Origin of the sequence: Hydrogenophaga sp., assembly GCF_036675665.1 — a bacterium.
GTDB lineage: Bacteria > Pseudomonadota > Gammaproteobacteria > Burkholderiales > Burkholderiaceae_C > Hydrogenophaga.
In genome coordinates, this window is record NZ_JAKFEO010000031.1 from 118,577 (window position 1) to 141,659 (window position 23,083).

General features: G+C 67.4%; 24 protein-coding genes. 5 read left to right on the top strand and 19 right to left on the bottom strand.

Features of this window, described 5'->3' with window-relative positions:
• Nucleotides 1-9 precede the first annotated feature (9 nt).
• From V6M63_RS12145 to V6M63_RS12205, 13 genes are all read right to left on the bottom strand, one after another.
• Nucleotides 10-1,374, bottom strand: a complete 1,365-nt coding sequence (locus tag V6M63_RS12145; protein ID WP_332742110.1) for a sensor histidine kinase — start codon at nt 1,372-1,374, stop codon at nt 10-12.
• Nucleotides 1,375-1,383: 9 nt separating this feature from the next.
• The gene (locus tag V6M63_RS12150) at nt 1,384-2,079 is read right to left on the bottom strand and encodes a response regulator transcription factor (RefSeq protein WP_332742112.1); all 696 of its coding nucleotides are present in this window, start codon (nt 2,077-2,079) and stop codon (nt 1,384-1,386) included.
• Between the two features lie 106 nt (nt 2,080-2,185).
• Nucleotides 2,186-2,602: a hypothetical protein gene (locus tag V6M63_RS12155; protein ID WP_332742114.1), complete on the bottom strand. Its 417-nt coding sequence runs from the start codon at nt 2,600-2,602 to the stop codon at nt 2,186-2,188.
• An 83-nt stretch (nt 2,603-2,685) separates the two neighbouring features.
• The gene (locus tag V6M63_RS12160; RefSeq protein WP_332742116.1) at nt 2,686-3,591 is read right to left on the bottom strand and encodes a mechanosensitive ion channel family protein; all 906 of its coding nucleotides are present in this window, start codon (nt 3,589-3,591) and stop codon (nt 2,686-2,688) included.
• A gap of 71 nt (nt 3,592-3,662) precedes the next feature.
• The gene (gene otsA, locus V6M63_RS12165) at nt 3,663-5,045 is read right to left on the bottom strand and encodes an alpha,alpha-trehalose-phosphate synthase (UDP-forming) (protein WP_332742118.1); all 1,383 of its coding nucleotides are present in this window, start codon (nt 5,043-5,045) and stop codon (nt 3,663-3,665) included.
• Between the two features lie 11 nt (nt 5,046-5,056).
• A complete protein-coding gene (locus V6M63_RS12170) occupies nt 5,057-6,886 on the bottom strand; it encodes a glycoside hydrolase family 15 protein (protein WP_332742120.1) in 1,830 nt (609 codons plus the stop codon).
• Entirely contained in the window at nt 6,883-7,623 is a 741-nt protein-coding gene (gene otsB, locus V6M63_RS12175) for a trehalose-phosphatase (RefSeq protein WP_332742122.1), read from the bottom strand. The genes V6M63_RS12170 and otsB overlap by 4 nt, the downstream gene beginning before the upstream one ends.
• 106 nt (nt 7,624-7,729) lie before the next feature.
• Nucleotides 7,730-9,022 carry a multifunctional CCA addition/repair protein gene (locus tag V6M63_RS12180; RefSeq protein ID WP_332742124.1) on the bottom strand — a complete coding sequence of 431 codons (1,293 nt, stop codon included), beginning with the start codon at nt 9,020-9,022 and terminating at the stop codon, nt 7,730-7,732.
• A 50-nt stretch (nt 9,023-9,072) separates the two neighbouring features.
• Nucleotides 9,073-9,579 (bottom strand): DinB family protein, encoded by a 507-nt coding sequence (locus tag V6M63_RS12185; RefSeq protein WP_332742125.1) that lies wholly within the window; start codon nt 9,577-9,579, stop codon nt 9,073-9,075.
• 17 nt (nt 9,580-9,596) lie between these two features.
• Nucleotides 9,597-10,286, bottom strand: coding sequence for a glutathione S-transferase family protein (locus tag V6M63_RS12190; protein WP_332742126.1), 690 nt, complete (start codon nt 10,284-10,286; stop codon nt 9,597-9,599).
• A gap of 101 nt (nt 10,287-10,387) precedes the next feature.
• A complete protein-coding gene (locus V6M63_RS12195) occupies nt 10,388-10,714 on the bottom strand; it encodes a metal-sensitive transcriptional regulator (RefSeq protein ID WP_082585565.1) in 327 nt (108 codons plus the stop codon).
• Nucleotides 10,715-10,856: 142 nt separating this feature from the next.
• The gene (locus V6M63_RS12200; protein ID WP_332742127.1) at nt 10,857-11,810 is read right to left on the bottom strand and encodes a complex I NDUFA9 subunit family protein; all 954 of its coding nucleotides are present in this window, start codon (nt 11,808-11,810) and stop codon (nt 10,857-10,859) included.
• A gap of 23 nt (nt 11,811-11,833) precedes the next feature.
• Nucleotides 11,834-13,792, bottom strand: coding sequence for a lytic transglycosylase domain-containing protein (locus V6M63_RS12205; RefSeq protein WP_332742282.1), 1,959 nt, complete (start codon nt 13,790-13,792; stop codon nt 11,834-11,836).
• A 96-nt stretch (nt 13,793-13,888) separates the two neighbouring features.
• Between V6M63_RS12205 and V6M63_RS12210 the strand changes: the two genes are divergently transcribed.
• The gene (locus V6M63_RS12210) at nt 13,889-14,542 is read left to right on the top strand and encodes a 5-formyltetrahydrofolate cyclo-ligase (RefSeq protein ID WP_332742129.1); all 654 of its coding nucleotides are present in this window, start codon (nt 13,889-13,891) and stop codon (nt 14,540-14,542) included.
• 83 nt (nt 14,543-14,625) lie between these two features.
• On the opposite strand, the gene V6M63_RS12215 is transcribed toward V6M63_RS12210, so the two are convergent.
• Together V6M63_RS12215 and V6M63_RS12220 are read right to left on the bottom strand one after the other, a co-directional pair.
• Nucleotides 14,626-15,543: a DMT family transporter gene (locus tag V6M63_RS12215; RefSeq protein ID WP_332742131.1), complete on the bottom strand. Its 918-nt coding sequence runs from the start codon at nt 15,541-15,543 to the stop codon at nt 14,626-14,628.
• Between the two features lie 106 nt (nt 15,544-15,649).
• Nucleotides 15,650-16,681, bottom strand: coding sequence for a LysR substrate-binding domain-containing protein (locus tag V6M63_RS12220; protein ID WP_332742133.1), 1,032 nt, complete (start codon nt 16,679-16,681; stop codon nt 15,650-15,652).
• A 125-nt stretch (nt 16,682-16,806) separates the two neighbouring features.
• On the opposite strand from V6M63_RS12220, the gene V6M63_RS12225 reads away from it, so the two are divergent.
• A complete protein-coding gene (locus V6M63_RS12225; protein WP_332742134.1) occupies nt 16,807-17,310 on the top strand; it encodes a DUF2917 domain-containing protein in 504 nt (167 codons plus the stop codon).
• 45 nt (nt 17,311-17,355) lie between these two features.
• On the opposite strand, the gene V6M63_RS12230 is transcribed toward V6M63_RS12225, so the two are convergent.
• On the bottom strand, nt 17,356-17,721 hold the full coding sequence (locus tag V6M63_RS12230; RefSeq protein WP_332742135.1) for a TfoX/Sxy family protein: 366 nt from the start codon (nt 17,719-17,721) through the stop codon (nt 17,356-17,358).
• Nucleotides 17,722-17,859: 138 nt separating this feature from the next.
• On the opposite strand from V6M63_RS12230, the gene V6M63_RS12235 reads away from it, so the two are divergent.
• The 3 genes from V6M63_RS12235 (at nt 17,860) to V6M63_RS12245 (ending at nt 20,895) form a co-directional block, all read left to right on the top strand.
• Nucleotides 17,860-18,471 carry a TetR/AcrR family transcriptional regulator gene (locus V6M63_RS12235; RefSeq protein WP_332742136.1) on the top strand — a complete coding sequence of 204 codons (612 nt, stop codon included), beginning with the start codon at nt 17,860-17,862 and terminating at the stop codon, nt 18,469-18,471.
• 69 nt (nt 18,472-18,540) lie between these two features.
• Complete coding sequence (locus V6M63_RS12240; RefSeq protein ID WP_332742137.1) at nt 18,541-19,521, top strand: MBL fold metallo-hydrolase; 981 nt, start codon at nt 18,541-18,543, stop codon at nt 19,519-19,521.
• A gap of 90 nt (nt 19,522-19,611) precedes the next feature.
• Nucleotides 19,612-20,895 carry an anion transporter gene (locus tag V6M63_RS12245; RefSeq protein WP_332742138.1) on the top strand — a complete coding sequence of 428 codons (1,284 nt, stop codon included), beginning with the start codon at nt 19,612-19,614 and terminating at the stop codon, nt 20,893-20,895.
• 7 nt (nt 20,896-20,902) lie between these two features.
• Here the strand turns inward: V6M63_RS12245 and V6M63_RS12250 are convergent, their stop codons facing one another.
• The 3 genes from V6M63_RS12250 to V6M63_RS12260 all read right to left on the bottom strand — a co-directional run bounded on the left by V6M63_RS12250 (nt 20,903) and on the right by V6M63_RS12260 (nt 23,063).
• On the bottom strand, nt 20,903-21,685 hold the full coding sequence (locus V6M63_RS12250) for an amino acid ABC transporter ATP-binding protein (RefSeq protein ID WP_332742139.1): 783 nt from the start codon (nt 21,683-21,685) through the stop codon (nt 20,903-20,905).
• Nucleotides 21,672-22,322 (bottom strand): amino acid ABC transporter permease, encoded by a 651-nt coding sequence (locus V6M63_RS12255; protein ID WP_332742141.1) that lies wholly within the window; start codon nt 22,320-22,322, stop codon nt 21,672-21,674. The genes V6M63_RS12250 and V6M63_RS12255 overlap by 14 nt, the downstream gene beginning before the upstream one ends.
• A 72-nt stretch (nt 22,323-22,394) precedes the next feature.
• Nucleotides 22,395-23,063 carry an amino acid ABC transporter permease gene (locus V6M63_RS12260; protein ID WP_332742142.1) on the bottom strand — a complete coding sequence of 223 codons (669 nt, stop codon included), beginning with the start codon at nt 23,061-23,063 and terminating at the stop codon, nt 22,395-22,397.
• Nucleotides 23,064-23,083 lie beyond the last annotated feature (20 nt).

Sequence of the window (23,083 nt, forward strand, 5' to 3'; positions counted from 1 at the left end):
CCGCCCCGGTCAACCGATGTGAAGCACCACGCGCAGTCCGTGCGGTGTCGCTCGCTCCACCGCCGCGTCACCGCCATGGCGCCGCGCGATCTCGCGCACGATGGCCAGGCCCAGGCCGCAGCCGCCGGGCAGTTCGCTGGCGCGCCAGAAGCGCTGGAACACATGGGCCATCTCCTCGTCGGTGAGCCCGGGGCCGTTGTCTTCGACCGCGAGTTCGGCGCCTGAACCGCGCGCAGTGACTCGCAGGGTGACGCTGCTGCCGCGCGGTGTGTAGCGCAGCGCGTTGTCGATGAGGTTGGCCAGGGCCTCGCGCAGCTGCAGGGCGTCACCGTCCAGGGGCAGGTGCTCGACACCTTCATAGCCCAGGTCGACGCCGGCGGCCATGGCGCGCGGGGTCCATTCGCGGGCCACCTCCCGCGCCAGTTCGGCCAGGTCCAGCGGCTCGCGCCGCGCCTGGGTTTCGTTTCGGGCCAGTGTGAGCAACTGGTGCACCAGGTGGGCGCTGCGTTCGGCACCGGTGAGCACCTTGGCCAGGCGCGCGCCCAACACCGGGTCGTGTGTTTCCCGCTGCGCCAGCTCCACCTGGCTGATGAGCCCCGCCAGTGGCGTGCGCAACTGGTGGGCCGCGTCGTTGATGAAGCGCTTCTCCTGCGCCACGCTGCGCTCCACTTCGCCCAGCAAGCCGTTGACGGCCTGGACCAGGGCGTGCACTTCGCTGGGTGCCTGTGTCATGCCGATGGGCGACAGCGCGTTGACCGAGCGGTTCTCCAACTGGCCGGTGAGGCGTTTGAGCGGCGCAAGGCCGCGGCGGATGCCGCCATACACCAGCAGACTCAGCAGCACGCCGATGGCCAGCAGCGGCACCAGCAGATCGGCCACCAGTTCGCGCGCGATCTGCTGCTGCGCGGCCGTGCCCTTGCCCACCTGCACGCGCAGGGTCTGGGGCGCGCTGTCTTCGCCGTAGCTCACGTCCATGGCCACGATGCGCAGCGGCTGTCTGTCCAGCGTGGCGCGGTAGAGCATGGGTTCGCCGAAGCGCGTGGGCGCATGGGGTGGCGCGGGCAGGCGCGGGTTGCCCAGCAGGAACTGGCCGGGGGGTGAGGTCACCAGGTAGCTCAGCGGGTCGCCGGGGTCCTGCGCCAGCACGTCTTGCGCAGCACGCGGGAAATCGATCAAGAGGCCCGAGCCGATCGGTTTGACCTGCCGCGCCAGGGCGCGCACCGACTGCATGAGCGATTGGTCGATGGCCTTTTCGGCGTAGCTCAGCGCGATGCGGTACGTGAGCAGGCCGCCACCGGCCCACAGCACCAGTTGCGGCAGCAGCAACCACAGCAGCAGCTGACGGCGCAGCGACAGGAGCGATGGTTTGCTCAAGTGGCCCTTTTAGTCAGGGGTCATTTCGAGCAGGTAGCCCAGACCGCGGATGTTGCGGATGTTCAGCGGTGAGCCGGTGAGCTTGCGGCGCAGCCGGTGCACATACACCTCCAGCGCGTTGGAGGCCAGCGCGCCCGTCTCGCCGGGCACGGTCTGCCAGGCGCTCAGCACATCGTCTCGGCTGACCACACGACCGGTGTGGCGCACCAGCAGGTCCAGCAGGGTCCATTCGCGCGGGGTGAGGTCGATGGCTTCCTGGCCGAGCCAGGCGCGTTGCAGGTGAGCGTCCAGGCGCAGCGGGTGGCTTCCGTCGCCGGGATCGCTGGCGCTCGCCGAGGGCAGGTTGGCGCGGCGCAGCAAGGCCTGCAGTCGGGCCTGCAACTCGTCGAGGCTGAAGGGTTTGGTGAGGTAGTCGTCGGCGCCGGCGTTGAGGCCAGCCACACGGTCTTCAACACCGTCGCGCGCGGTGAGCACCAGCACGGGCAGGGCCGGCAGGCGCTGGCGCAGTGTGCGCAGCACGGTGAGACCGTCGATCCGGGGCAGGCCCAGGTCGAGCACCACACCGTCGAACGGCTCTGCCTGCAGCAGGTCAAGCGCGACCTGACCGTCCTCGGCGGTGCTGATGCGGTGGCCAGCCTGCATGAGCTGGGCACTGAGCCCGTCGCGCAGGAGTTCGTCGTCTTCGACGATCAGGAGGTGTGCCATCGCCAGATTATCTGTGCCCCCACGCTCCGTCGCTGCCCCCCGAGGGGACTGATCCGCCTTGGGGCGGCCCGGCGGCGGATCTGTCGCCCCCTGGTCGCCCCCGCCCTCAATCGTCTTCAAGGTTCCAGCGGAAGCCGCAGCGCTTGCAGCAGACGGGCACCAGCCGCTGGGCCGCGAGGCGCCGGTCTTCCACCTCCTGCAGCTTGAGCAAGCCATAGGCCTGGCACTGGGCGCAGTTGGCCTGGTTGGCCATTTCTTCGGCGTGCATGAGCAGGTAGAGGTAGCGGCGCATGGACCACAGCGCAATGGCCGCGGTCACCACCACGAAGGCGGTGTTCATGAGTTTTTCGCCGGCGCTGGCACCGCGAAACGCCTCGAAGCTGGCCATCATGGCCACCGCCGAGATCAGGGCCAGCGCCATGTGCGCGTGGCTGGACAGCAGCTCTCGTTCGTACCACTTGCGAAAGCCCACCCGCTGGATGCCGTCGGCCAAAGGGCGGTTGAGGGGGTTGCGAGCGGTCATGGTGGGCTCCTGATCGCCGCATCGTGTCACAGCCCACCCGGCCCTGCCAGCAGGCGGGGCAATCGCCACCCGGTGGCCCGCCGTCAGGCCTCGGCGAGCTGCTGCAGGGGAAAGGCTGGCGCCTTGCCCTGGCGGTCCTGACCGGCGTAAACCGTCATGTGGGGATACGGGATCTCGATGCCTTGCGCGTCGAACGCGGCCTTGAGCCGGCGCAGGTATTCGCGCTTGACGCTCCATTGCTCCAGCGGCAGGGTGCGGAAGCGGCAGCGGATGATCACGGCCGAGTCGGCCCAGCTTTCCACACCGGCCATCTCAAGGTCGGCGATGATCTTCGGCAGGAAGTCGGGGTCCTCACGCAACTCGGCGGCCACGCTGCGCATCACCGCCATCACCTCGTCCACGTTCTCGCGGTAGGCCACGCCGATGTCCATCACCGCGTTGCTGAAGCCGCGCGTCATGTTGATCACGGTGCTGATGTGGCCATTGGGCACGTAGTGCACGTTGCCGTCGTAGTCGCGCAGCTGCACGTAGCGCAGAGTCACCACCTCCACCATGCCGGCATGGTCGCCGAGTTTGACCACATCGCCCTGGCGGATCTGGTTCTCCAGCAGGATGAAAAAGCCGGTGAAGAAGTCCTTCACCAGACTCTGCGCACCAAAGCCGACCGCCAAACCCACCACACCGGCCGCGCCCAGGATGGGCGCCACCGATACCCCCAACTCGGCCAGCACCAGCATGCCCGCGATGAGGCTCACCACCACCGTGGCGAGGTAGCGGAACACGCGACCCAGGGTTTCCGCACGTTTGGTCGACTCCCGGTCGTCCATGCGGCTGGCGATGCGTTCGCGCAGGGTGCGGATGGTGCGTTGCAGAACGGCGATCAGCAGCCATGCCGCCACCATGATGATGGTCACGCGCAGCAGGGTGGTGGCCGCGCCGCCCAGACTGACCCACCACCGGGCCGCGGTTTCAAGCAGGTTGTCGTTCATGAGGGTCCTCCGGTTCGTGACAAGGCAAAGCTCGCGCCTGCCTGCTGGCGGGCAACGGCGAAAGGGGTGGCTTAGGGAGCGGGAATGGCGGCCAGCGCGTCGAGGAAGCGCTTGCGCCACCAGTGCACGTCTTGCTCGCGGATGCCCGCCAGCAGTGCCTGATGGCGGCGCTGGCGTTCATCCAGCGGCATCTGCAGAGCGCGCTGGATCGTCTCGGCGGTGCGCGTGGTGTCGTACGGATTCACCAGCAGGGCCTCACGCATCTGCTCGGCGGCGCCGGCAAAGCGCGAGAGCACCAGCACACCCGGATCGTCCGGGTCCTGGGCGGCGACGAACTCCTTGGCCACCAGGTTCATGCCGTCGCGCAGCGGCGTGACCAGCGCCACGCTGGCTGCGCGGTAGAGGCCTGGCAAACGCTTGCGCGCCACATTGCGGTGGATGTAGCGCACCGGCATCCAGTCGAGTTCGCCGAAGTTGCCGTTGATGGCGCCGCACAGGCTCTCCAGCTCCTGTCTCAGCGCGGCATAGGCGTCGACGGATTCGCGGCTGGGCGCGGCGATCTGGATCAGCGTGGCGCTGCCCAGGTTCTCCGGGTAGGCCTGCAACAACTGCCGAAACGCCTTGAGGCGCTGCGGCAAACCCTTGGAGTAGTCCATGCGCTCCACACCGAGCAGCAGGCGCCGGCGTGAGTATTCGTCCTTCATCTGCGTGTACATCTCTTGCGCTTCGCGGCTCCGGCCGAGTTCGATGAACTCGTCCACATCGGTGCCGATCGGGAAGGCCTGCACCTGCAGGGTCTTGCCAAACGCGCGGAATTCGTGCTCGCCCAGGATGTCCGCGCCGGTCTCGGTGCCCACGTAGCGCGAGAAGTGCGCCACATCGGCGTCGCACTGCAGGCCCACCAGGTCGTAGGCGAACAGCGAGCGCATCAGCCAGTCGTGCTCGGGAACGGCGGCCAGGATCAAGGGCGGTGGCATCGGGATGTGCAGGAAGAAGCCCATGCGCTGCTGGCAGCCCATGGCCCGCAGCTCCGCGGCCAGCGGGATCAGGTGGTAGTCGTGCACCCAGATCACGTCGTCGGGGCGCAGCAGACCGGCCAGCTTGTGCGCCATCATCTGGTTCACGCGCCGGTAGCCACCGATGTAGCCGGCATCGAAGTCGGCGAGGTCCAGACGGTAGTGGAACACCGGCCACAGCACGCCATTGCTGTAGCCCAGGTAGTAGCTGTCGTGGTCTTCGCGGCTCAGGTCCACCGTGGCCAGTTGCACGTTGCCCGCGGTTTGCAGGTGCAGGTCGCCTTCGCCCGGCGTGCCGTCTTCATCGATCTTGCCGCTCCAGCCGAACCACAGCCCGCCCGAGGCTTCCAGCGCCTGGCCCACGGCCACGGCGAGCCCGCCGGAGATGGCCTTGCGCGGATCGGCCACGCGGTTGGAGACGACGACGAGTCTGCCCATGTTGAGGTCCTTCAGATCACCGTGTCCCATGCGGCCGAGAGGCGCACGGCGGCGTTGATGATGCCCACCATCGAATAGGTCTGTGGGTAGTTGCCCCACATTTCGCCGGTGGTGGCGTGGGTGTCCTCGGACAGCATGCCCAGCGGGTTGCGCGTGGCCAGCATGGTTTCGAAGATGGCACGTGCCTCGCTCTTGCGGCCGGTGCGGGCCAGCGCGTCGATGCGCCAGAAGGTGCAGATGTTGAACGCGGTCTCGGGTTTGCCAAAGTCGTCGGCTGCCTCGTAGCGACGCATGTAGGGGCCGTCGCACAGGTGTTCTTCAAGCGCCTTGAGGGTGGCCACGAAACGCGGGTCCATCGGGGCGATGAAACCCACCTCGACCATGAGCAGCACGCTGGCATCGAGGTCGCGGCCGCCGAAGCTCTCGGCGAACGCCTGCCGCTCTTCGCTCCACGATTCGCGCACGATGCGCTCGTGCATGGCAGCGGCGCGATCGCCCCATTGCGCCGCGCGGCCAGGCAGTTCGAGGGTGTGCGCGATCTTGGCAAGGCGGTCGCAGGCGGCCCAGCACATCAGCGCCGAACTGGTGTGCACGCGGGCGCGGGTTCGCAGTTCCCACATGCCGGCGTCGGGCTTGTCAAAGACGCGCGCCGCCTGTTCACCCACCGCCTCCAGCCGCTCGAATTCGGCCAGCCCGGCCGGATGCAGCAGCCGGCGGTCGTGAAAGGCCTGCGCGGCGGCCAGCACGATGTTGCCGTACACGTCGTGCTGGAAGTGCTCCTGTGCCTGGTTGCCCACACGCACCGGGCCCATCCCTCGGTAACCCGGCAGCGTCTCGCAGATGCGCTCGGGCAATTCACGCTCCAGCCCGATGCCGTGCAGAGGCTGGATGTGTCCACTGGCGTCGCCGTCCTTGGAGCCGACCACCACGTTGGACAGCCAGCGCAGGTAGTCCTCCAGTGTGCCGACCTCGGACAGGCTGTTGAGCGCGCGCACCACAAAGAACGCGTCGCGCAGCCAGCAGTAGCGGTAGTCCCAGTTGCGCTCGCTGCCCGGTGCTTCCGGGATGCTGGTGGTCATGGCCGCCACGATGGCGCCGGTGTCCTCGAACATCGAAAGTTTGAGCGTGATGGCCGCGCGAATCACCGCGTCCTGCCACTCCAACGGCACGGCCAGACGCTGACTCCAGCCCCGCCAGTAAGCCAGTGTCTCCTGCTCGAAATGGCGCGCGGTGTCGCCGATGCCGTCTTCCAGGGTTTCGTCCGGGCCGAGCAGGAAATTGAGTTCGTGGGTGAGCAAAAAGGGCTCGCGCGCCAGCACGTGGCTGATGGACGCATCGGTGTGCAGCCGCAGTGTCTGCAGGTCGCCAACAAAGCGGATGTGGTGGCTGCCCGAGGTGATGCGCGGGGCTTGCGCGCCCCAGTCGAAGCGCGGTGCGAGGGTCACGCGGATGCGCGGCACTCCCTTGAGCGGGCGCACGCGGCGCACCAGCTGGGTGGGCCGGAAGTAGCGGCCGCGTGAGAGGAAACGCGGCGCGAAGTCGGTGATGGAAATGCCGTGACCCTGGCTGTCCCACAGCTCGGTCACCAGCACGGCGGTGTTGGGCTCGTAGCGCTGGGTGACTTCCACCATGTCTTCGAGCTCGATGGCCCACGACCCGGCCTCGGCGTCGGTGCCCCCGAGCAATGCGTGAAACACCGGGTCTCCGTCGAAGCGCGGCAGACAACTCCAGACCACACGACCCTGCGAATCGATCAGCGCGCTGAAGGCACAGTTGCCCACCATGCCGAGCGAGAGTGATGGGGCGGCGGGAGGCGCGAAGCCGTTCGGGAGGGGCGTCATGCGTGGATCAAGGGGGTTTGGGAGGCTTCGGTCAACCAGGCGCGCAGGGCTTGCGGGTCGTCGCAACGATGAAGGGCAATGCTCGTGCCCGCTCCGACCTTGATGCCGACGCCACCCAGGCGTTGCACGACGGCGAAACCGGCTTCGTCGGTCACGTCATCGCCAGCGAAGATGGGCAGGCGGCCGGCGAAGGGCGCCTCGTTCATGAAGGCCTGGATCGCCAGTCCCTTGTTCACCCCGACCGATTTCACCTCGACCACGGCCTTGCCTCGCAGCAACTGCAGGCCATTTTCGTTTTCGATGGCACGCGAGAGGGTCTGCACGCACAAGGTCTCGAGCGAGGGGGCGAGCCTGAAGTGCAGTGCCATGGACGTCTGTTTGATCTCCAGCAGCAGCCCGGTGTGGCGTCCCGACAGGTGCTGTGCAGCGGCAATGGCACGCTCCAGTCCTTGTGGTCGGTGTGCGGACACGTCACCGTGCGCCGAGATGCGCAGGGCGCCATGCTCGAACGCAGCCGGCCACCGCCAGGGCGAGAGCATGGGCTCGATGTCCTCGCGGGCGCGGCCGGTGACCACCGCCAGTGCACCGTTCAGTTGCCCGTGCAGCCGATCGAGCAGGCGCGCGAGATCGCCAGGCACATCCACCGCATCGGGCCGGTGCGCCAGATCAGCCAGCGTTCCATCAAAGTCCAGGAAGAGTGCTGACCCTTGCGTCAGCAGCTTGGGTAAGGTACTCATGAACGGCCAACCGTAACACGACGAGCGCCGGCGTGGTACCCATTGCGCCAAGACCCACCTTCAAGGTGCGAAGTTCTTCAACCCGCTTGACGGCAACAGGTGGCGCTCAACCGCCAGCAACGGCGGAACCCGCAACGCCGAGGCCCTTCTCGACAGCGGCCACACGGGCCCGGTGAATCTGTTCGCCCACTTTCGGTCCGCTCAGGCCATCGGCCTGGGCCTGGGCCGCAATGTGGGCTGTGTCCACCGCCTGCGCCCACACCAGCGCCCGGGCGAGCTGCTGGCGCTGCGGATAGGCCATGTCGCTCATGCCCAGCCGCCCGCGTGCATCGCATTCGCAGGCCAGCAGAACTTCGTGAAAGCGGGCCGGCTTGCGCAGCGCGTCACAGCGTTCCAACAGGCGCACCTGTGCCGCGGCACCCAGCGATCCGCTGCGGTGGATGTTGCCGTGCTCGCGCGCCACCACATCGGCCAGCTCGCGGCAGTCCACCGGCACACGCAGCCTCTCGCAAACGCCCTTGAGCAGCTTCGCGCTGCGCTCCTCGTGGCCGATGTGGCGTGGCAGCACGTCGGTCGGCGTCGTGCCCTTGCCGAGGTCGTGGCCCAGGCAGGCGAATCGCACGGTGAGCGGCGTGGCCAGGCGCGCGCTCATGTCGAGCACCATCATCAGGTGCACGCCGGTGTCGATTTCGGGGTGGTACTCGGCACGCTGTGGCACGCCCCAGAGCCGATCCACTTCGGGCAGCAGGCGCCTCAACGCGCCGCAGTCGCGCAGCACGTCGAACATGCGGCTGGGGCGTTGCTCCATCAACCCACGCGCGAGCTCCTGCCACACGCGCTCGGCCACCAGGTGGTCGACTTCTCCGTGCTCCACCATGTGCTGCATCAACGCCAGCGTTTCGGGGGCCACGGAAAAGTCGGGGAAACGAGCGGCAAAGCGCGCCAGCCGCAGGATACGCACCGGGTCTTCGGTGAAGGCGTCGGTCACGTGGCGCAGCACGCGGTCCTGCAGATCCTGCCGGCCCTTGTGCGGGTCGATGAGCTGTGCGTGAGCGGGATCGTTCGCCTCGTCGGCCGCCACGGCCATCGCATTGATGGTGAGGTCGCGCCGGGCAAGGTCGTCCTCCAGCGTCACGCCCGGCTCGGCATGCACGGCGAAACCGCGGTAGCCGGGAGAGGTCTTGCGCTCGGTGCGGGCCAGCGCGTATTCCTCGCGCGTGACGGGGTGCAGGAACACCGGGAAATCACGCCCCACAGGCAAGAAGCCTTGCTGCGCCATGACCTCGGGCGTGGCGCCCACCACCACCCAGTCGCGGTCCACGTGCGAGGCTTCGGGCGCGCCAGCGGCTTGCGCCATCAGCGCGTCGCGCACCGCGCCGCCCACGAGATAGGTTTTCATGGTTGCAGTTTAGGCGGTGCAGCCCCGGACGCTGCTCCGCCATGAAAGGCTCAGCCACGCGCCGGTGCGCGTGCAGCGTCGATCTTGCCGAGCAGCCACTGCAGCCCGGCCAGGTGTTGCTGGTCATGGCTGCAGAGGTAGTGCACCAGGCTGCGCAAGGTCAGGGGGCCGTAGCCCTCGAACACCGCGGTTCGGTCGAATTGCCCGGGCGTCAGCCCGGCGATGAGGGCGACCGTTCCGGCCCGCGCTGCACGAAATGCCGCCAGCGCGGCAGCGGCGTCGGCGGTGCCATAGGCGCGTTCCCGGACCAGCGCGTCGGTGTCGATGGACACCAGCGTCGGGTGGTCTTCGTTCAGCGTGCGGTGGAAGCGGACGTGGTAACCCTCGATCTCGATGTCGCGCACGTGGCAGACCTGCTCGAGGGCCGTGAGGGCCTCGCTGGGAACACCTTCCCAAGAAGGTGGTGCCCAGTGCGTGAACCCGTCGGGAATGGCGGCGTAGTGGGCTTCCAGCTGGTCGGGAAAGGCCTTCAGCGCGTCGAGCGTGGTGCGGTTCATGCTGGCGGGATCGGTCTTCAGCGACCCAGGCGGTACGGCTCGTCAAAGTCGATGAAGTCGTGCTCGGCCAGTGCTTCATCGATCCAGGCTTTCACACCCGGCAGCGCACACACACGCTCCACATACGCCAGCAAGTCGGCTGGCAATGGCAGTTCGTAGGTTTTGATGCGCATGCACACGGGCGCAAAGTACGCGTCGGCGATGGTGAATTCGCCGAACAGCAGGGCACCGGCGGGTTGCGCCGCGAGCAGTTCGCTCCACAGGCCACCCAGGCGCGCCATGTCGGCACGCACGCCCGGCTTGTCGCGCCAGACCAGGCGGCCGATCTCGGGCAGTGAGGCCTCGATGTTCATCGGGCAGTGGTTGCGCAGCGCGGTGAAGCCGCTGTGCATCTCGGCGCAGACGCTGCGTGCGCGGGCCCGGGCTTTCACGTCCTTGGGCCACAGCTGCCTGTCGGGGAAGCGCTCGGCGAGGTACTCGGCAATCGCGAGCGTGTCCCAGATGGCAAAGCCGTCGTCCACCAACACCGGCACCTTGCCCAACGGGTTGACGACACGCAGGCTCTTCTTGAAGGTGGAATCGATATCGAACGAGTCGAATCGCACCATCACCTCTTCAAACGGGATGCCCGCCTGTTTCATGAGCACCCAGGGCCGCATGGACCACGAGGAATAGTTCTTGTTGCCGACGTAGAGTTGCAATGCCATGGGGCCTCCTTGAAAGTGCCCCATGGTAAGGACTTCGCGCCCGCTGATTGATGCGGAAATGTGCGCCGATTGATCCGCTGCGCTCTTGATGCGCAGGTTGCTCAGGCGTACTTTTCCAGGATGCGGGTGGAGCGCTCGACCTCGCGGAAGGTGTGGACCTCCGAGTCGGAGGTGGACACGGCTTCCATCACCGAGGTCGCCATCATGCGGTAGAAGGCCTTGTCCATGGCCTTGCGCGCGGCCGACATCTGCTGGGCCACGTCTTCGCAAGACCGGCCATCCTCGACCATGTCGATCAGGCCGCGGACCTGGCCTTCGATGCGTTTGAGGCGGTTGATCACGTCGCGCTGGTGTTCGGTGCGGTAACCGGGGGCAGCAGGGGCGCCGGCTCTGCGGCTGGTGGGGAGCTTCAGGTTGGAGACTGTCATCTGGGTTCCTGGGTTGGTGTTGTACTGTGTACGGTTTAATATAAACCCGAACAACCCGATGAAAAATGACACCTTGGTGTTATTTATTCTTCTGCTGGCAAGGCAAAAGTCACAATCCAGCCAGCTTTCATGTGCCCCGGCCTCAAGGCCGCTCGCCCTGCCGGAACTCCAGCAGCTTGCTGCGTCCACCGCGCTGGCCCAGGTACATGGGAGCGATGGTGTGCACGCTGGCGGGCACGATGCCCAGTGAGGAAAGCCCGGGCCACTGTTGGGTGGCCACGTTGTCGACCGACATGGCATCAAGGTTGTCGCGGCTCATCAGCGGCTCGCCGGGCAGGAGTTCCATCATGCTGGCTTGCAGCCGTGCCAAGAAGGCGGGAAGGGGCAGCACGGGGCGCTGTTTGCTGCCGTACCGCCCTGCGACGCCCACCAGCTCGGCCAGCGTCAGCACATCGGGGCCGGCGCACTCGAAGGTCTGGCCGATCGTGCTTTGGGGGAGGCCCCGATCCGCGATGCAGGCTGCCACGGCGCTGGCCACATCCTCCACCCACACCGGCTGAAAACGGGCCTGCGCGCTGGCCAGCGGGATGACGGGAAAAATCGATTGCAGGCGTGCAAACACGTTGAGAAAGCGATCGCCTGCTCCAAAGATGACGCTGGGCCGCAGCACGGTCAGGTCCAGGTCGGCAGCGCGCAGCAGTTCTTCGCCGCGTGCCTTGCTGCGTTGATAGCGCGAAGGTCCGTCCAGGCTCACCCCGAGCGCGCTGATATGCACCAGACGGCGCACGCCGTCGGCAAGGCAGGCCTCCGACAAGGCCAGGGGCAGCTCCACGTGCACACGCTCGAACGCCTCTTCGCTGCCATGCAGGATGGCAATGAGGTTGATCACGGCATCGTGGCCTGTCACCAGCTCCAGCAGTTGGGCGGGGTCGTGCACGTCGGCCTCGATCACGGTCACCCGCGGGAGGTGTTGCACGGCAGCCGCCTTGATGGCGCGGCGCGTGGGCACGGTGATGTGCCAACCCTGGCGGTGCAGTTTTTCACAGACATGGCGGCCAACAAAACCGGTTCCGCCCAGGACGAGGATGTTTTTCATGAGGTGTGCAGGCGCCAGGATGTTCAGGGGAGATCGCGGTTGATGGTCGCATCGCCGCCCACGCGCGGACCGATGGTGCCCAGCCGCGCGCGCAGCGACTGCGGCTGGCCGGTGAGCAGCGCGGCATAGCTGGTGGTGTTGGCGAGAACACGCTTGACGTAGTCACGTGTCTCTTCAAACGGAATGTTTTCAGCCCAGATTTCACCCGGCAGCACCGGGCCGTTGCGCCAGTTGCGCGGGCGCCCTGGCCCGGCGTTGTAGGCGGCTGCGGCCAGGGGCAACGAGCCCTCGAAGTCGTCGAGCGCAAGCTTGAGGTAGGCCGTTCCGATGAGGATGTTGGTGTCGCGTTCGGTGATCTGGGCCGGCCTGAAATCGGTCAGGCCGATCTTGCGGGCGGTCCAGCGTGCGGTGGCCGGCATCACCTGCATGAGACCCGAGGCGCCCACACCCGAGCGCGCGTCGGTGACGAAGCGGCTTTCCTGACGGATCAGGCCGTACACGTAAGCCGGGTCCAGGCCGATCTCGCGTGCGCGCGGCACCACGGCGGAGCGGTGTGGCGTGGGGAAACGCTGCGCGTGGTCTTGCATGGTGGGCGTGCGCAGGCTGGTGTTGATGCAGCGGTCCCAGAGTTCGGCTTCGCAGGCCAGGGCGGCGGCGGCGAGCAGTTCACGCTCGCCCATGCCGCCGGCATCGTGAAGGTTGGTGGTGTAGTTCCACTCGCGCACGCCTTCGCTGCGCAGGCCCAACCGCATGGCGATGAGCGCCCGGCGCAAGCCCGGGTTGCGCTGCGCGGCCGCGGCTTCTTCGGCGCTCGGTGGTGTGGGGGCGAGTGGAGTGGTGATCTGTCGGCCCAGGTCTTCGAGTGCGAGCTGTTCGTAGAAGCCACGCTCGGAGGCGATCGATTCGAGCAGCGTGCGGGCCTGTGCCGAGGCGGTGGGCGCGTCGGGCAGGTCGAGCGCCTGCAGGGCACGTGCCTTCCAGTAGATCCAGTCGGGCTGACCCTGCTGCGATTCGCTCATGGCCGCGATGGCATCGCGCACATGGCCCCAGGCGCCCGCGCGCATGCCCGCGCGCGCCTTCCAGGCCAGGTGGTCGTCGTGCATGAAGCGGTCTTCACCGTTGGCGAAGTAGGTCAGGGCCTGGGTTTCCAGTTTTTGCGCGGAGCGTTTGCCGATCACGCCCCAGACCCAACTGCGCTCTTCCTTGGTGAGCTGGGTTTTCCAGCGTGTGCGGTCCATCTCCAGCGCAGCGGCGGTCGGATCGTTGAAGGCCAGCTTGATGATGGCCAAGGTCACCAACTCTTTGGTGCGCGGGCGGATGGCGGTGATCTTCTCGTCCAGGTACTTGGCGGGGTCGCTGATGGCGGTGTCCACCATGCTGGCCCAGTCCGGATCGAGCAGACCCACGGCCTGGCTGGCCACGCGCGGGCGGTTGGCGTCCACGGCCAGGCGCGCACGCTGCCAGGCGGCTTCGGGCTGGAGTTGCCCACTGGTCAGCAGCGACTGCGCTGCGGTCGCGCAGCCATCATCGGCCTCGCGCTGGGCGTGCCAGAGCGTGCGCACGCGCTGCGCGGCGAGTTCTGCCGGCATGCGCCCGCTGGCGGCGTCGAGCATGAGGGCGTAGCAGCTCACCTGCCGGTCGTCGTTCATGCGAAAGCGCGGGAGCTCGGTTGAAAAGTTGGTCCAGTCGCGCGCACGGCCCAGCAGCAGCATCCAGTCGTTGCGCAGGCGGTCTTCCCAGTAGGTGCCGGCCATGCGGTCCATGGCCGCGCGGATGTCGACCGGGCTGGCGGTTTCAAGCCGGGCTTTCATTTCCCAATAGATGGCCAGCGGTTCCAGTGAGTGGCCGCGCACGGCAGGCAGCAGACGCGTGAGCTGGGTGGTGTTGTTGCGGCGGAAGGCCTCGCGCATCTCCAGCAAGGTGGCATCGCCCCCGGCGCTGCCTTGTGCGTGCGCCAGCCCTGGCAACAGCAGCACGGCCATAATGAAACGCAGAGTCCACCGATGCATGCCCCGCATGTCGACCGTGGTCTGCACTTTTGATCCCCGTTTCACACCTACCTGTTTCATGCGTTGATTATGGACACCAAAGACGGCCCGAATGCTCCACCACCCTCCAGGAAACAGGCCGAAGGATCAACGGCGGCTGCCCTGAAAACCGAGTGGCGCAAGTCGCTGATCGAAAAGCGCCAGGCGCTGGCCGATCGCAATCTGCGCAACGACCTGCTGCAACGGGTCATGCGCGTGTGGCTGATCGAGCGGCCCGATGCGGTGATTGGCGCCTACTGGCCCATCAAGGGCGAGTTCGATCCGCTGCCGGCGCTGTTTCGCTGGCAGGAGGCTGGTCTGGAGGAGGACGCGCAGGGCGCGCAACGGCACCGGCGCATCAGCCTGCCGGTGGTCAACAAGATCGACAAGACACTGACCTTCTACACCTGGTACCCGGGCTGCCCGATGGAAGAAGATGCCTACGGCATTCCGAAGCCGAAGGACACCGAAATCGTGGAACCCACGCTGATCTTCGTGCCCTGCGTGGGCTATGGCCCCGGCGGTTTTCGCCTGGGATACGGCGGCGGTTTCTACGACCGCACGCTGGCCGGCCTGAACCCCAAACCCTTCACCGTGGGGCTGGGCTACGACTTTGGCTGGCTGCCGTACCTGAAGCCCGAGATCCACGACGTGCCGCTGGACGCCGTCCTGTCGGACACCGGCGTCATGTGGCCCGAGAGGTAGTGCCCCCACGCTCCGCCGCCGCACGGGTCGCTGCCCCCGAGGGCGCTGATCCGCCTTGGAGCGCCCCGGCGGCGGATCGTCGCTCAGGGATGCTCGGCGTTCGCGTGCACCTCGGTGATGCGCTTCTCGCGCCGCACCAGGTAGAGCCCGCTGCCGATGATGATGGCCGCGCCCAGCCAGGTGTGTGAGGCGGGCAGCGTGTGCCAGATCATCCAGTCCAGCCCCAGGCCCCAGGCCAGCGCGCTGTATTCAAACGGTGCCACCGCAGAGGCCTGGCCATGGCGGAAGGCCTCGGTGATCGCGAGCTGGCCACCAAAGCCGGTGATGGCCAGAGCGAGCAGCAACGGTGCGTCGCTGCGCTCGATGGCCACCCAGTCGGACCAGGCGAGAGCGCCTGCGCCGACTGACATCAGCACCATCATCCACAGCACCATGCTCTCGCTGCTGTCGGTGCGGCTGGCCAGACGGCCCGTGACGGCGGCTACCGCGTAGCACAGCGCCGCGCCCAGTGTGGCCAGGCCACCCACGGTGACGAAGCCGCTCTGCAGGTCTTCACCGCTGGGCCGCAGCGCGATGAGCACGCCGATGAAGCCGACGCCAATCGCCCACCAATGCGCGGCCGGCACCCGCTCCTTGAGCACCGGCACCGACAGCATGGTGATGAGCAGCGGCGAGATGAAGAACAGCGTGTACGCGGCCGACAGCGGCAGCTCGCGCACACCCATGGTGAACAGCGACAGCATGGCGATACCGAGCACGCCGCGAAGCAGATGCAGCGGCCAGCGGACCTTGAACACCGTGTGCCATGCGCCTCGCCACGCGATGTAGAGCAGCACCAGCGGCATCGCGGTCATGCCCCGCAACGCCGCGATCTGCAGCACCGGGTAACGCGCGGAAAGCGTCTTGAGCACCGCGTCCATGAGCGCGAAGAAGCCCACCGCCACGAGCATGAAGACGATGCTGCGCAGGTTGCCGGCGGCAAGTTGACGGGAAGCGGACATGGTGTTGAAGCGAAGGGTTTGATCCAGTGGCGCCGCGGAACCGGCTTTGCCGGGCCGCAGGAGCCGTCCCCTGGGGGGTGACGCCGAAAGCGGCGCGGAGGGCAGCCTAATCCATTTGATCAATGGTGTCGGGGTCGGGCACGTCGCCGATGGCTTCGCGCGTGGCCGCGGCCTGCAGCAGCAGCCAGTCGCAGAAGGCCTTCACCTCGGGCCGCTGCGCGCTGCGCGGCGCCACCATGAGCCAGTAGACCAGTGGCGAGTCCAGCCGGGTGTGGGGCAGCGGCTCCACCAGCGCGCCGCTGGCCAGGCTCTCGGCCACCAGCGGCAGGCGCGCGAGCGCCACGCCCTGGCCGGTGAGTGCGGCCTGCACGATCTGGTTGGCGTAGTTGAAGTACATCCAGCGCTGTGGCGAGAGCTTGGCCGACGGCGCGCTGGCGCGCGTGCGTTTGCCCAAGGCCACGACGGGCTTCGCGCCGAAGGTGTCGAGCCAGCGCTGCCAGGTGAGCCATTCCAGGTGGCGCGTGCGGTGCGCGTCACCGGCCTCGATCAAGGCGCATTTGGACAGGTCCTCGATGCTCCGGATCGGCTGCGTCTTGAGCAACCAGGGGCTGGCCACCGGCGTGAGCTGCTCGCCAAAAAGCCGTTGTGCGCCGGCCGGTATGCCTTGCGGCACCGCGTAGCGCAGCGCCAGGTCCACGTCGGAGGTGGCGAGGTCGACCGCGTTGTCGGTGGCGTCGATGCGGATGTCGATGTCGGGGTGGTCGCGCTGGAAGGCTTCAAGCCGCGGGATCAGCCACATCGAAGCGAACGAAGCCCAGGTGGTGATGGCCACGCTCTTGCGGCCCGCGCTCTGGCGGATCTGCCGCACGCTCGCATCAATGCGCTCCAGCGCGGAGGCCGCGGCGCGCAGCAGCTGCGAGCCTGCGCTGGTGAGCTCGACTGCACGGGTGTGGCGCAGGAACAGGGCGGTGCCAACCTCGTCTTCCAGCGCCTGAATCTGCCGGCTCACCGCGCTCTGCGTGAGCGAAAGCTCCTCGGCCGCCGCGCGGAAGTTGAGATGGCGGGCCACCGCTTCAAAGGCGCGCAGGTGTCCGGCGGCGATGGGTCGGGTGCGGGGATGGCTGCTGGTGAGCTGCATGGGGGCTCCGGGCATTGATGCGGTTATCGAATCAATAGCTTACTGCGTATTCATTGGACGGTGAGGAGCCGAGGCGCGAACATTCGTTCCCAGGATGAGCCATCGTCCCTTATCAGGAGCTTCACATGAACACCCGTTCCACCCCCGCTGCCGTTGTCTCTGATCGCCCCGCCTGCGCCGCATCGGCGCGCGGCTGGCGCCTCGATGTGCGCCGCGCCATGACCCTGCGCCCGCATGTGCCCAGCCGTCTGCACATCACCCAGGGACGGGCGTGGGTGACGTTGGGTTTGCCGCACCAGGGCGCGGGCAACGAGTCGGGTGACGTGATGCTGGGCGCAGGCGAAAGCCTGTCCGTACCGGCCGGTGCGCGCCTGGTCATGGAGCCCTGGCAGCCGGCCAGCGCCGCGCCGGTGCGCTTCGAATGGTGCGCCGAGCCCGATGCCCTTGCCGTCGAGCGGCCCGACCGTTTCGGCCGCGAGGTGGTGACACCCTCGCGCGAACTCGGGGTGGCGCTGGGGCAAGCGGGTCTGGCGTTCGCGCGATTGATGCGCGGGCTGTTCGGCTACAGCGAGTTCCTGGTGGCAGGCCGGGGCCGCGTGCTGACCCCTTACGAATCCAACCAACCTTGAAGGCAGAGCCCCCACGCTCCGCCGCTGCGCGGGTCGCTGCAGCCGCTAACTGCTCTTGCGCGCTGGCCGTTTTTTCGGCTTGCGCGCGGCCACCGCGGCTTCCAGTGCCAGCCGCGCCCAGGGCAGCATGAGCGCGGGTGACTCCAGTGCCTCGTCCGGGGGCGTGTGGTAGTTCAGCTTCATGGCCTTGCCCTTGGCCTCGTAGACGAAAGGCCGCCCGCCGGCGGCCAACCACTGCGGCTCGGTGTCGGCGTTGGTCTTCAGGAACAGCGTGTCCCAGGCGATGATCGCGATGTTCATGCCGTCGGTGGAGATGCCCCAGCCGCCGAACATGCGCTTGGGCACGCAAGGCCCCACGCCCGAAAGCAGCTCGCAGGCGTGCAGCGCGAAAGGATCGACGGGTTTGACCATGCTGGGATGTTAGTGGGTGCCGGCGTGAGGTGTCTTCAGCCAGAAATGCCGTGGAACCGGCTTTGCCGGGCCACAGGCATTGCCCCCGCGAGGGGGTGACGGCCCGTAGGGCCGGCGCGGGGGTGGGACAATGTTTTCATGGCCAGACCCAAATCCGCTTCGCACGATCTCAAGCGCGATGAAATCCTCGATGTCGCGGCGCGCTGCTTCGCGTTGCAGAGCTTTCCCGCGGCCAGCATGAACGACATCGCCGCGGCCTGCGGCACCAGCAAGGCGCGGCTCTACCACTACTACGAGAGCAAGGAAGCGATCCTGTTCGACCTGCTCGACCGTTACACCCAGCGCCTGCTCGCGCTCATTGGCGAATCGGAGGCCCGCGCGCAGCGCAAGAACCTGAGCGAACGCGACGCCCTGAGCGAACTGGTGCGCGCCTTCCTGGCCGAATACGAGACCTCGGCCACGCGCCACGTGGCGCTGGTGTCCGATACCAAGTTCCTCGGCGAGCTGCAGCGCGAACTGATCCTCAACCGCCAGCGCGACGTGGTCGCCGCCTTCACCCGCTTCCTCAAGCGCGCCTACCCCGATCGCGTGACGCCGGTCAACCAGACCGCGCTGACCATGATGCTGTTCGGCATGATCAACTGGACCTTCACCTGGCTGCGCCCGGGCGGCGCCATGAGCTACAGCGCCTTCGCCGACGAGGTGGTCGCCATGATGGAACGCGGTCTGGCGGGCCCGGCCCAGGGTTGAAATTCGTTCACCTATGCGAAACGGGTTTCGTTTAGGTAAAATCCGCCACTTCCCCACACGGAGACCGCCATGAGCAAAGCATTCGCCTCCCAGGCCGACCTGGACGACAAGAAAACCACTTTTGAACAGCTCAGCCCGCACTGCTGGGCCTACACCGCCGAAGGCGACCCGAACTCGGGCGTGATCATCGGCGAGAAGTTCATCATGGTCAGCGACGCCACCGCCACCCCGGCCATGGCGCAGGACCTGATCAAACACATCCGCACCGTTTCCGACAAACCCATCAAGTACGTGCTGCTGACCCACTACCACGCGGTGCGCGTGCTGGGCGCGAGCGCCTATGTGGCCGAAGGTGCCACCGAAGTCATCGCCAGCCGCGGCACCTTTGAGCTCATCGTCGAGCGCGGTGCGCAGGACATGCAGAGCGAGATGGAGCGCTTCCCGCGCCTGTTCCGCGGCGCCGACAGCGTGCCCGGCCTGACCTGGCCGACGCTCGTGATCGGCGACGGTCAACCCGGCCGCCAGGGCAGCCTCGAAGTGGACCTGGGCGGCGTGAAGGTCAGCATCTGGCACCCGGGTCCTGGCCACACGCGCGGCGACACGATTGCCTGGGTGGAGGAAGAGAAGGTGCTGTTCAGCGGCGATCTCGTGGAGTACGAGGCCGGCGTCTACACCGGCGACGCGCAACTGGAAGAATGGCCCGCCACGCTCGAAGCCCTGCGGGCCCTGGGTGCCGAGGCCATCGTGCCGGGTCGCGGCGAAGCCATGAAAGGCAAGGACGACGTCAACAAGGCGCTGGACTACACGCAGCGCTGGGTCACCACGCTGTTCCAGGCCGGCAAGGAAGCCGCCGCCGCCGGCATGGATCTCAAGACAGCGATGGCCCACACCCGCAAGAGCATGGACCCGGTGTTCGGCCACGTGTTCATCTACGAACACTGCCTGCCGTTCGACGTGAGCCGCGCCTACGACGAGGCCAAGGGCATCAAGAACCCGCGCATCTGGACCGCCGAGCGGGACCAGGAGATGTGGAGCGCGCTGCAGGCCTGATGCCGCTGCGCCGCTCGCCAAGCCAGCCGCCTTCGGGCGGCTTTTTGTTGAGCCTCACGCTACGATCCACGGCGTCCCACCTCACCGCCCATGCCCACCACCCTCCTGCACCACACCGCCACCGACTGGGGCATCGTCGTGGTCTTCGCCGTCGTCTACCTCGGCATGTTCCTCGGCGGCCTGCCGCGCCTGAAGCTGGACCGCTCGGGCGTGGCCCTGCTGGGCGCGATCGCGGTGATCGGCCTGAGCGGGCTGCCGGTGGAAGACGCCGCGCGCGCCATCGACCTGCCCACCATCGTGCTGCTGTTCGCCTTCATGGTGGTGTCGGCGCAGATGCGGCTGGGCGGCTTCTACGGTGCGGTGACGCGCCGCGTGGGCGCCATGCCGCTGTCGCGCAACGGCCTGCTGGCCGCGCTGATCGTGGTCTCGGGCGCGCTCTCTGCCGTGTTCTCCAACGACATCGTCTGCCTGGCCATGACGCCGGTGGTCGCGCGGCTGTGCCTGCAGCGTGGCCTGAACCCGCTGCCGTTCCTGGTCGGCCTGGCGTGTGCGGCCAACGTCGGCTCGGCGGCCACGCTGATCGGCAACCCGCAGAACATGCTGATCGGCTCGGTGCTGCAACTGCCCTTCGGAGGTTATGTGCGGCAGGCGCTGCCGCCGGTGGCGATCGGGCTGGTGTTGTTGTGGGGGTGGTTGGCGTTCGGGCCGGGTGCGAAGGCGGGGGCGGGGAGTCCTCACCCCCACCTTCTCCCGGAGGGAGAGGGCGTGAACAGCCCTGCCTTTGACGAGCCCGCGTTTGATGCGTGGCAGACCACCAAGGGCCTGGTGGTCGCTGGCGCGCTGTTGTTGATCTTTCTTTTCACCGACTGGCCGCGCGATGTGGCCGCGTTGGTGGGCGCGGGCGTGTTGCTGCTGAGCCGGCGACTGCATTCCTCGCACGTCATGGGCCTGGTGGACTGGCCCTTGCTCATCCTCTTCATGGGCCTGTTCGTGGTGAACCACGCGTTCGAGACCACGGGCCTGGCCGCGCAGGCGGTGGCCTGGCTGGGCACGCAGGGCGTGCACCTCACCGACCCGGGGCCGCTGCTGGTGGTTGGCGCGGTGTTGTCCAACCTGGTGTCCAACGTGCCGGCCGTCATGCTGCTGTTGCCGCACCTGGGCGGCAGCGGTGAGCAGGCCGGTGTGATGCTCGCGTTGGTGACCACCTTCGCGGGCAACCTGCTGCTGGTGGGTTCGATCGCCAACCTGATCGTCGCCGACCTTGCGCGCCAGCAAGGCATCGTGATCGACTGGAAGCGCCACGCGATCACCGGCATCCCGGTGACGCTTGCCACGCTGGCCGTGGTCTGGGCGTGGATGCGCTTCGTGGTGTGATGCGCTTTTAGTCGTTGATGGACGAGAGGAATTGCTGCAGTTCCGGTGTCTCGGGCGAACCGAACAGCTTCGCGGGCGGCCCCATCTCGTGCACGCGGCCCTGGTGCATGAAGATCACGCGGTCGCTGACCTTGCGCGCGAAGCTCATCTCGTGCGTGACCATCAACAAGGTCATGCCTTCGTCGGCCAGCGACTCCACCACGCGCAGCACCTCGCCCACGAGTTCGGGGTCCAGCGCCGAGGTGATCTCGTCGCACAGCAGCACGCTGGGCTGCATGGCCAGCGCGCGCGCGATCGCCACGCGCTGCTGCTGGCCGCCCGAGAGCTGGTCGGGGAAGGCATCGAACTTCTCGCCCAGGCCCACGCGATGCAGCAACTGGCGCGCACGCTCGGCACCTTCGGCGGTGGCGGTCTTCTTCACCAGGCTGGGCGCGAGCATCACGTTGCGGCCCACGCTCAGGTGCGGAAACAGGTTGAAGTTCTGGAAGATCATGCCCACGTGCTGGCGCAGCTCGCGCATGGCGGCCGCGTCCTTGTGCAATAGGGGCTTGTCGTCCACGGTGAGCGTGCCGGCCTGGAACACCTCCAGCCCGTTGATGCAACGCAGCAGCGTGCTCTTGCCCGAGCCGCTCTTGCCGATGATGGCGATCACCTCGCCGGCTTTCACCTGCAGGTCGATGCCCTTGAGCACCTCGTTGCTGCCGTAGGACTTGCGCAGCTGCCGGATGTCGACGATGGTGCGGGCGTTGGCCAGAGCGGTCTCGGCCACAGCGGGTTCAGCGACTTGCATTGAGTTTCCTCTCGAGGGTGCGCGCGTACAGGCTCACGGGGAAGCACAGCGCGAAGTACATCAGGGCCACGCAGCTGTAGACCAGGAAGGGCGCGAAGGTGGCGTTGGTGATCATGGTGCCGGCCTTGGTGAGCTCGACGAAGCCGATCACCGACGCCAGCGCCGTGCCCTTGACGACCTGCACCAGAAAACCCACCGTGGGCGCGATGGCGATGCGCGTGGCCTGCGGCAGCACCACGTAGCGCAGCTGTTCGCCGAAGTTCAGCGCCAGGCTTTGTGCCGCTTCCCATTGGCCCTTGGGCACGGCCGCCACGCAGCCGCGCCAGATCTCGACCAGGAAAGCGCTGGTGTAGAGCGTGAGCGCGACCGCCGCCGCGGTCCACGCCGAGGTCTCGTAGCCGAACAGCGCCAGGCCGAAGTAGGCCAGGAACAGCTGCATCAGCAGCGGCGTGCCCTGGAAGAGCTGCACGTAGCCGCTCACGAAGGTTTCGGCACCCGGCCACTTCGCGGTGCGCGCCACCAGCAGCGCCATGCCGACGATGCCGCCGCCGATGAAGGCGATCAGCGAGAGCGCCACCGTCCAGCGCGCGGCCAGCAGCAGGTTGCGCACGATGTCCCACAACGAGAAATCAACCATGGCAACGCCCGCCCGGCCGCCCGAAGGGCAATGCGCGCCCCTTGGGGGCCGCGAACGAAGTGAGTATGGGGCTCATCGTCTGCCTCCGAACAGGTAGCGTGGGCCGACCCAATTGAGCAGACCACGCACGCCGATGGACAGCAACAGGTAGATGCCGGTGGCCACGATGAAAGCCTCGAACGCGCGGAAGTTGCGGCTCTGGATCAGGTTGGCGGCGTAGCTGAGCTCCTGCGTGGAGATCTGGCCGCACACCGCCGAGCCGAGCATCACGATGATGATCTGGCTGGTGAGCGCGGGCCACACCTTCTTCAATGCCGGTGGCAGCACCACGTGCAGGAAGATCTGCATGCGCGAGAGCGCCAGACTGGCCGCGGCCTCGAATTGCCCCTTGGGCGTGGCCTCGATGCCGGCGCGGATGATCTCGGCCGCATAGGCCCCGAGGTTGATCACCATCGCGATGACCGACGCGATCTCGGGCGTGAGCTTCACGCCCGCGGCCGGCAGGCCGAAGAACACGAAGAACAGCTGCACGATGAAGGGCGTGTTGCGGATCAGCTCCACGTACGTGCCCGCGATCCAGCGCAGCGCCAGCGGGCCGCTGCTGCGCGCCCAGGCGCAGGCCGTGCCGACAAGCAGGCCGATCACCGCAGAGATGGCGGTCAGGCCCAGCGTCCAGAGCACGCCCCGGGCCAGCAGCGGCCATTGCGCGAGCACGGCCGGGAAGTCGAGTTCGATGCCCATGGTGGGACCCGATGCGCTGG

Coding starts and splice junctions, on each gene's coding strand:
- V6M63_RS12150 (WP_332742112.1), bottom strand. CDS start 2,079: ATGGCACACCTCCTGATCGTCGAAGACGACGAACTCCTGCGCGACGGG.
- V6M63_RS12155 (WP_332742114.1), bottom strand. CDS start 2,602: ATGACCGCTCGCAACCCCCTCAACCGCCCTTTGGCCGACGGCATCCAG.
- V6M63_RS12160 (WP_332742116.1), bottom strand. CDS start 3,591: ATGAACGACAACCTGCTTGAAACCGCGGCCCGGTGGTGGGTCAGTCTG.
- otsA (WP_332742118.1), bottom strand. CDS start 5,045: ATGGGCAGACTCGTCGTCGTCTCCAACCGCGTGGCCGATCCGCGCAAG.
- V6M63_RS12170 (WP_332742120.1), bottom strand. CDS start 6,886: ATGACGCCCCTCCCGAACGGCTTCGCGCCTCCCGCCGCCCCATCACTC.
- otsB (WP_332742122.1), bottom strand. CDS start 7,623: ATGAGTACCTTACCCAAGCTGCTGACGCAAGGGTCAGCACTCTTCCTG.
- V6M63_RS12180 (WP_332742124.1), bottom strand. CDS start 9,022: ATGAAAACCTATCTCGTGGGCGGCGCGGTGCGCGACGCGCTGATGGCG.
- V6M63_RS12185 (WP_332742125.1), bottom strand. CDS start 9,579: ATGAACCGCACCACGCTCGACGCGCTGAAGGCCTTTCCCGACCAGCTG.
- V6M63_RS12190 (WP_332742126.1), bottom strand. CDS start 10,286: ATGGCATTGCAACTCTACGTCGGCAACAAGAACTATTCCTCGTGGTCC.
- V6M63_RS12195 (WP_082585565.1), bottom strand. CDS start 10,714: ATGACAGTCTCCAACCTGAAGCTCCCCACCAGCCGCAGAGCCGGCGCC.
- V6M63_RS12200 (WP_332742127.1), bottom strand. CDS start 11,810: ATGAAAAACATCCTCGTCCTGGGCGGAACCGGTTTTGTTGGCCGCCAT.
- V6M63_RS12205 (WP_332742282.1), bottom strand. CDS start 13,792: ATGGCCGTGCTGCTGTTGCCAGGGCTGGCGCACGCACAAGGCAGCGCC.
- V6M63_RS12210 (WP_332742129.1), top strand. CDS start 13,889: ATGGACACCAAAGACGGCCCGAATGCTCCACCACCCTCCAGGAAACAG.
- V6M63_RS12215 (WP_332742131.1), bottom strand. CDS start 15,543: ATGTCCGCTTCCCGTCAACTTGCCGCCGGCAACCTGCGCAGCATCGTC.
- V6M63_RS12220 (WP_332742133.1), bottom strand. CDS start 16,681: ATGCAGCTCACCAGCAGCCATCCCCGCACCCGACCCATCGCCGCCGGA.
- V6M63_RS12225 (WP_332742134.1), top strand. CDS start 16,807: ATGAACACCCGTTCCACCCCCGCTGCCGTTGTCTCTGATCGCCCCGCC.
- V6M63_RS12230 (WP_332742135.1), bottom strand. CDS start 17,721: ATGGTCAAACCCGTCGATCCTTTCGCGCTGCACGCCTGCGAGCTGCTT.
- V6M63_RS12235 (WP_332742136.1), top strand. CDS start 17,860: ATGGCCAGACCCAAATCCGCTTCGCACGATCTCAAGCGCGATGAAATC.
- V6M63_RS12240 (WP_332742137.1), top strand. CDS start 18,541: ATGAGCAAAGCATTCGCCTCCCAGGCCGACCTGGACGACAAGAAAACC.
- V6M63_RS12245 (WP_332742138.1), top strand. CDS start 19,612: ATGCCCACCACCCTCCTGCACCACACCGCCACCGACTGGGGCATCGTC.
- V6M63_RS12250 (WP_332742139.1), bottom strand. CDS start 21,685: ATGCAAGTCGCTGAACCCGCTGTGGCCGAGACCGCTCTGGCCAACGCC.
- V6M63_RS12255 (WP_332742141.1), bottom strand. CDS start 22,322: ATGGTTGATTTCTCGTTGTGGGACATCGTGCGCAACCTGCTGCTGGCC.
- V6M63_RS12260 (WP_332742142.1), bottom strand. CDS start 23,063: ATGGGCATCGAACTCGACTTCCCGGCCGTGCTCGCGCAATGGCCGCTG.